Annotated in this window: 4 protein-coding genes and 1 pseudogene; 1 reads left to right on the forward strand and 4 read right to left on the reverse strand. The window is 51.1% G+C overall.

What is annotated here, in order from left to right:
* Positions 1-677: 677 nt before the first annotated feature.
* The gene (locus VGC62_RS16930; RefSeq protein WP_331188231.1) at positions 678-1,733 is read right to left on the reverse strand and encodes an NAD(P)-dependent oxidoreductase; all 1,056 of its coding nucleotides are present in this window, start codon (positions 1,731-1,733) and stop codon (positions 678-680) included.
* A 1,169-nt stretch (positions 1,734-2,902) separates the two neighbouring features.
* Between VGC62_RS16930 and VGC62_RS16935 the strand changes: the two genes are divergently transcribed.
* On the forward strand, positions 2,903-4,048 hold the full coding sequence (locus VGC62_RS16935) for a DUF4238 domain-containing protein (RefSeq protein ID WP_331188232.1): 1,146 nt from the start codon (positions 2,903-2,905) through the stop codon (positions 4,046-4,048).
* Between the two features lie 290 nt (positions 4,049-4,338).
* Here the strand turns inward: VGC62_RS16935 and VGC62_RS16940 are convergent, their stop codons facing one another.
* The 3 genes and pseudogenes from VGC62_RS16940 to VGC62_RS16950 form a co-directional block, all read right to left on the reverse strand.
* Positions 4,339-5,097 carry an amino acid ABC transporter ATP-binding protein gene (locus tag VGC62_RS16940; RefSeq protein WP_331188233.1) on the reverse strand — a complete coding sequence of 253 codons (759 nt, stop codon included), beginning with the start codon at positions 5,095-5,097 and terminating at the stop codon, positions 4,339-4,341.
* The gene (locus tag VGC62_RS16945) at positions 5,094-5,744 is read right to left on the reverse strand and encodes an amino acid ABC transporter permease (protein WP_032629466.1); all 651 of its coding nucleotides are present in this window, start codon (positions 5,742-5,744) and stop codon (positions 5,094-5,096) included. The genes VGC62_RS16940 and VGC62_RS16945 overlap by 4 nt, the downstream gene beginning before the upstream one ends.
* Before the next feature lie 3 nt (positions 5,745-5,747).
* Positions 5,748-6,000 (reverse strand): annotated as a pseudogene (locus VGC62_RS16950) (transporter substrate-binding domain-containing protein); the annotation flags it as partial.

The following is a 6,000-nucleotide window of genomic DNA, read 5'->3' on the forward strand; positions in this document are numbered from 1 at the left end:
AACGTGGGAACTGAGCAAATGAACCTGCGCTCCAGGAAGTCTGCCGAATACCTCGGCGGGTCCGGTGAGATCAAGCTGTGTCAGATTGGGAAACAGCACAAGGCCGATTTGGAGTTTTGGAGATGGCATCAATGCCTCCATGGCAGTTACAGAAGCACGGTAATTTACTCCGCATTTAGTCCTGGCTTTAGACGAAATTGTCTTCGATGAGGAGCCATTTGTTATTACGAGAACGCTGAGTGTCCAGCCAACTGGATTGTGCTGGGAAGATAGGGCGAAAAGTATAAATAGTAGTTCGAGACTCGCCTGTGGGTACTTGGGCCATGGAATTGGCTGTTTGAAAGGTCGCTACTCGGCGGAAAGCTGCCGGCGGCGATCATGAGCTTGCTTCAATCAGCGACTCAACGGACATTATCCATATGCTGATTTGAAGGCCATCCTCATGCACCTTAATTCGTAGGCGGCATGTAAGTCATAAGGCTGACTAGATAAGTTTGGATGTCTGCCCATGTGAAGTGATGTTTCGACCGCCATCCAGCTTGTTACAGGATGGCATTCTCTTTTTCCTCGTTCCTTAGCCCGCACCGCCTTGGGCAGCTTTTGTTAACCGCTTTGCCTGACGGGAGCAATACGTGATTTCCACGTTCCACTTACAGGAGTTTGTCGGGTTAGGTGCCTTACCGTGATTTCGCAGAGGTACTGAATGCGTGGATCTTGTCGACGATTTGACGTGAAGCCGTCCTGATCGCCGTTGCGGTGTTGCCCGCGATATGCGGTGTCAGTTGCGCGTTGGCGATGCTTGTCAGCGGCGAGTTGAAGCAGTCCTTTTCTTGGGCAAAGGTATCGATGGCGACCGCTTTGATATGCTCGGGAAAGCGAGTCATAAAGGTCGCCAACTGGTTCTCGTCGACGATGCCACCGCGAGCGGTATTGATCAAGATCGAGCCCTGGCGCATCTGGCTGAACGCCGTACTGCCGAACAGACCCCGTGTGAGCGGCGTGAGCGGCGTATGGATCGAGACGACATCGGCTTCGCCCAGCAACTGGTCGAGGGTTTGCCTTCGCTCCAGCCCAAGGTCCTGCGCAACCTGATCCGTAAAGCGTTCTGAACCGGTGGCGATAACCTTAATGCCCAGCGCCCTGGCCTTGCGAGCTACTGCCTGGGCGATACCGCCCGTGCCCACCAGCCCCAGCGTCAGTTCGGAGAATTCCTGGCCGGGAGCCAGGCTGCCCTTGGACCAATTGCCCTTGTGGGTTTCGGCGTTGTAGTAGTTGAGGTCCCTGGATAAAAACAACGTCTGGGCCACCACGTATTCTGCGACGGCTATGGCGTTGGAGCCTGGTGTGTTGAGTATCGTCACGCCAGAGCGCTCGGCCTCTTGCCGGTCGATATGGTTAAGCCCGACGCCTGCTTGGGCGATGGCGCGCAACGGTGTTGCTAAAGCGAGAGAGGCGGCGGCGCTGATCAGTTCGCCGTCGAGTGGGATGTTCAAGCGTGTCTTTAACACGCTGTAGCCGCCGGCCTGGGTCACCGCAGCTATGAAGGCGGGCTTGTCGTGGCAATTGATCTCGGCATATTGAATGCGCTCGCCGTAGTGGCGCTTGATGGTGTGCTTATCCGTGAAGTAGTGAAGGTTCAGGGTGACGGGCAGGCCCAGTTCAAGGAATCGGTCGACTTCCTCAAATAGCAGCGGTGGGCCGGGAGCATCCAGTATCAGGGTGGTGAATGCCATGCGCGTGGTCCTTTTGAGGAGTACCTGCACCTACCGCTATCCAGTTTACCGCTGGATAGTGGTAGGTGATTTACCAAGTAAAGTGACTCGTACTCACGGAATCGACCAGGCCTGCGTCAATACCGACTGCTGCCGGGCGGCCTCCAGTAACCGATGATGTTTCTCGGGGGCAAGCATATGGGAACGTCTAACGTCGGTATAAGATTTGTTACGCATAACCTTAGGAACAATCGGGCCCAAGTTACTTCGCCGGACGGGTAAATAGATTGACGAGGCAGGTCGATCTCAATTCGTCACACGACTCTTATAATTACCTTCCAAGGGGCGTGCAGCGCCTCGATCTTTCCATTAGCTCCATGACCTGATCGACGCCAGTCAGTTCGACGACCGTTTGCGCCCAGGCAGGAACGTATGTGGTGTAGATGAGTCGGCTTGCATAAAATCGACCTACCGAAGCCAAACTAAAGCCGAAGGTTGGTTTCCCGCTGTCTGAGTCGGAACTATCGAACGAGGGGGTGGGTTTGATGACGTCTTCGCGAGCAAGCTTGCTCCCACAATCTATTCTCCGCACAAACAAAAAAGGCCCACCTTTCGGTGAGCCTTCTTCGGTGTTGCGTATGGTGCCGACACCAGACGAACGGTATGTTTCGGCGAGGCCAGGTTTTTCGGGCGTCTGGAGTTCGTTGGAAAATTCGGCGTACCCCAACTAGTAACTATAAATAAATCAGCTAGTTATGGCGTTCGGTGGAATCGAATTCGGGATTTTTTAGATGTCAGCACATTGTCGGTCGGTAAGTAATTCAGAGCCGCATACGAATGGTACACCTCCTGAATTCAAACGTTGTCGATCATCCCTTCCGTAGAGAATAGGCAGGAATCCGCGAAAAGCTGCCGTGGCGACAGGCAACAGAGGGCCGCTTTCTGCCTCTCGCGACGGGCAGAGAACGGCCAAAAGCGGATCCTCCGGCAAGTGAGAGTAGCGTGGCACGATAAGCTGCAGTAGCATCGAGCCACCAACGCATAAGGGATAATCCGAAACAGTCCTGCTCCGAAAAATGCAGTCCAGTAGGCATTGGGCTTTCCAGTCTGCCACTTCGTAAAAGCCGACTTTTCAAAGTCCCCCTAGGTATGCAGTTTTGCTCTAACCGAATGGTTATTTGGATGTAAATGTGGAAAATAAAGAAAAAAAGAAAAATCAGCATTATGTACCGCAGTACTATTTTAAATTTTTTAATGGCAAGCAGGCTTTTATTTCAGTATTGCTTGTTTCCAAAGGTAAAGTTATTCCTTCAAGCTCTGTTGCCGACCAGGCTTCAAAGTCATATTTTTATGGGGATGCAGAGATAGAGAATGAAGTTTGCATCGTTGAGAATAGGCTGAGGAAGCACATAGTAGACGTTCTGAACACAGGGTCTATAGATAAAAGGCAAAAGCTTTCACTCATTGAGTATATTGCATATCAGGAGGCGAGAACCTCTAAGAAGCGAGCGGAAACCTCTAGTGCCTTTCGTACAATAGAGGCGTTCGTGGACCTTGAGGATAAAGTTAAAGATATTGAAGCTGCAAAGTCCTGGCATGCAAGAAATTCCATTTCCAGCTTTGCGGCAGATGAGGCGAAATGGCATTGGCGGCAAATGTTATTGGCTTTATCCTCTACTTGGTCAATGAGCGATTTGAGTTGCATACTGCTAGAAAATAATACAGAAATCCCATTCGTATTTTCAGATTCTCCAGTGGTATTTCTGAATCACCATATGTCTGATTTTTCCGAGTTTGGTATTGTTGGAACCATGTCCAAGGGTTTGGTGGTGGTTTTTCCGATTGATCCTAGTTATTGTGTTTTGCTATATGATCCGGATGCTTATCGTTTGACCTTCCCGTATGCCCGGACCTTCGACAAAACCAGATCAGTTTTGGCTGTCTCTGAGTCAGATGTTCAAGTGGTAAATACGTTGCAGTACTTGAATTCTGAAAACTGCGTGTATTCAGCAGACATAAAATATTTGAAGTCTTTCTTGAGCAGGCCAAGACCTGAAAGTCGTGCAGGATTTGGTTGTGCCATTGACGCTGTTGTGGATACGCCTGACAAATTTACATTAAAATTCCATGGCGCTTTCAAAGGCGGTGCTGTCTTTCCAGACCTACCATTTTTTGACTATAAAAAATCGAAGCGTTTTGTTCAGGCCCGCGCAAAGCCATTAAAAATTTATGAGGAGCGACAAAAGAGGAGGTTTGGTTTGCTGAACGATAAAAAATTCCTTCGCAAGCTAGCAGGGATGAATTTTGAGCAGATGATGGATGCTCTTAGAGTATGAAGCACAACTCTACTGCTGAAAGCTATCAACAAAAGTGGGCCGAGTCGCCCCTGGTTTTCGTAGAAAGCTTTCGCTTTGAGAGGCCGCTTCTGGCCGATAGCTGTCATTTACAGTGGTTTCATCGCATCGACATTTTATTGGCGTAAATTTGTGATTAACGTTGATTATGAGTAAAGGCGATTAAAACGTTAGGGAGATTGTCGCGTGAATTCTGACAGTGCAAACGGCTCAATGCGACAGTCACCCTAATCGGCATGCGGTACCGACGGGTGACAACTTGGTTGGATTTATCAATAACGACGAAGAAACTGCTGAATCCTCTCACCGCTGTTACTGCCAAAAAACTCCTCGGTAGGGCAGTCTTTAACGATGACACCGTTTTCCATGAAGACCACGCGATCAGCCGCTTCACGGGCAAAGCGCAATTCATGGGTTACCACCAGCATGGTCATGCCAGCGTTAGCCAGTTCACGCATGACGTTCAGCACTTCATCCCTCAGTTCCGGGTCCAGCGCTGATGTCGGCTCGTCGAAGAAAATTACTTCCGGATCCATTGCCAGGCCACGAGCAATGGCGACGCGCTGTTTTTGTCCGCCTGATAGTTTTGCCGGGTAGCTGTCTGCTTTCTCGGATAACCCGACCGAGGCCAGTAACTCCTGGCCCCTCTCTACAGCTTGGGCGCGCGGCACTTTGCGGACGCTAATCAGCCCTTCAATAACGTTCTGCAACGCTGTCATGTGGGGAAAGAGGTTGAACGACTGAAACACCATCGCAGTTTTTTGCCGTAGCAAATCGACTTGCTTGCGAGTTGCACGGTCAAGGTGGCCGTTAGCTGGGATTTCCACCTTGTGACCACAGACTTCCAGCACACCGCTGTCTGGTTGTTCCAATAAGTTGAGAGAGCGTAGCAGGGTCGTTTTTCCTGATCCGGAAGGGCCAAGGATAACTACGACTTCACCTGCCTTGACTTCAAGATTGACCTGTTTGAGAACAGCCAGGTCCCCAAATGCCTTACTCAAACCACTGACACGAACCTTTGTGGTAGTCATCGCATGTGCCTCGTCCAGCGGCCTTCCAGCCAGGTTTGCAAGATAGTCAGCACTTGGTTGATCAACCAATACATGGCCCCTACCATCAGGAACATTTCCATATAGCGGAAAGTCGCTGCGCCTACTTGTTCGGCGACGCGAGTCAGCTCCATAACGGTAATGGTCGAGGCGAGCGAGGTGTCTTTAACCAACGCGATCATTCGGCTGCCTAGTGGTGGCGTCGCAATCCTCAGCGCCTGGGGCAGAATGATGCGTCGCAGGCTGGTCCAGTAACCCATGCTCATCGACTTGGCAGCTTCCCACTGACCGGGATCCACAGAGTTGATACCGGCACGGAAAATTTCGCTCAAGTACGCGGCAGAGAATAGCGTCAGGGCCAGTAGTGCCGATGGAATTGGCGTGAGTACGATGCCGTAGTGTGGCAAGCCAAAGTAGATCAGCAGGATCTGCACCAGCAGCGGAGTGCCGCGAAATAGCGATACGTAGGAAAAAGCCAGCGCCCGAAGAAGGCGAACGCTGGAGAGTCGTAACAAAGCGATCAGCATGCCAAGGATACAGCCCAGTATGAAGGCCCCGAGGCCGAGGCCCAGGGTCATCACAATGGCTTTTTCCAGCAAAGGCAACGAGCGCAGGAATAATTCCCACATAGTTTATTCCTCGGCCAATTCGGTCAGTGCGGCCTGAATACCATGAGTCATGTGGTAGTCGGGACCGATCCACTGCTTGGAGTACGCATCCACAGTGCCGTCCTTGACCATTTCGTCTACTGCCTTGCTAACCGCGTCGCGCAGGCTGTCTCGGCCTTTTTTCAAAACTGGGGCAGACAGCTGATAGGTCAGAGGTTCTCCAACCGCCTTGATCGGGAGGTTATTGGTCTTCTTGTATTTCTCGCCTCCAAACAGA

The sequence above is a fragment of the Pseudomonas sp. genome (assembly GCF_036404235.1).
In the GTDB taxonomy this organism is placed as follows: domain Bacteria; phylum Pseudomonadota; class Gammaproteobacteria; order Pseudomonadales; family Pseudomonadaceae; genus Aquipseudomonas.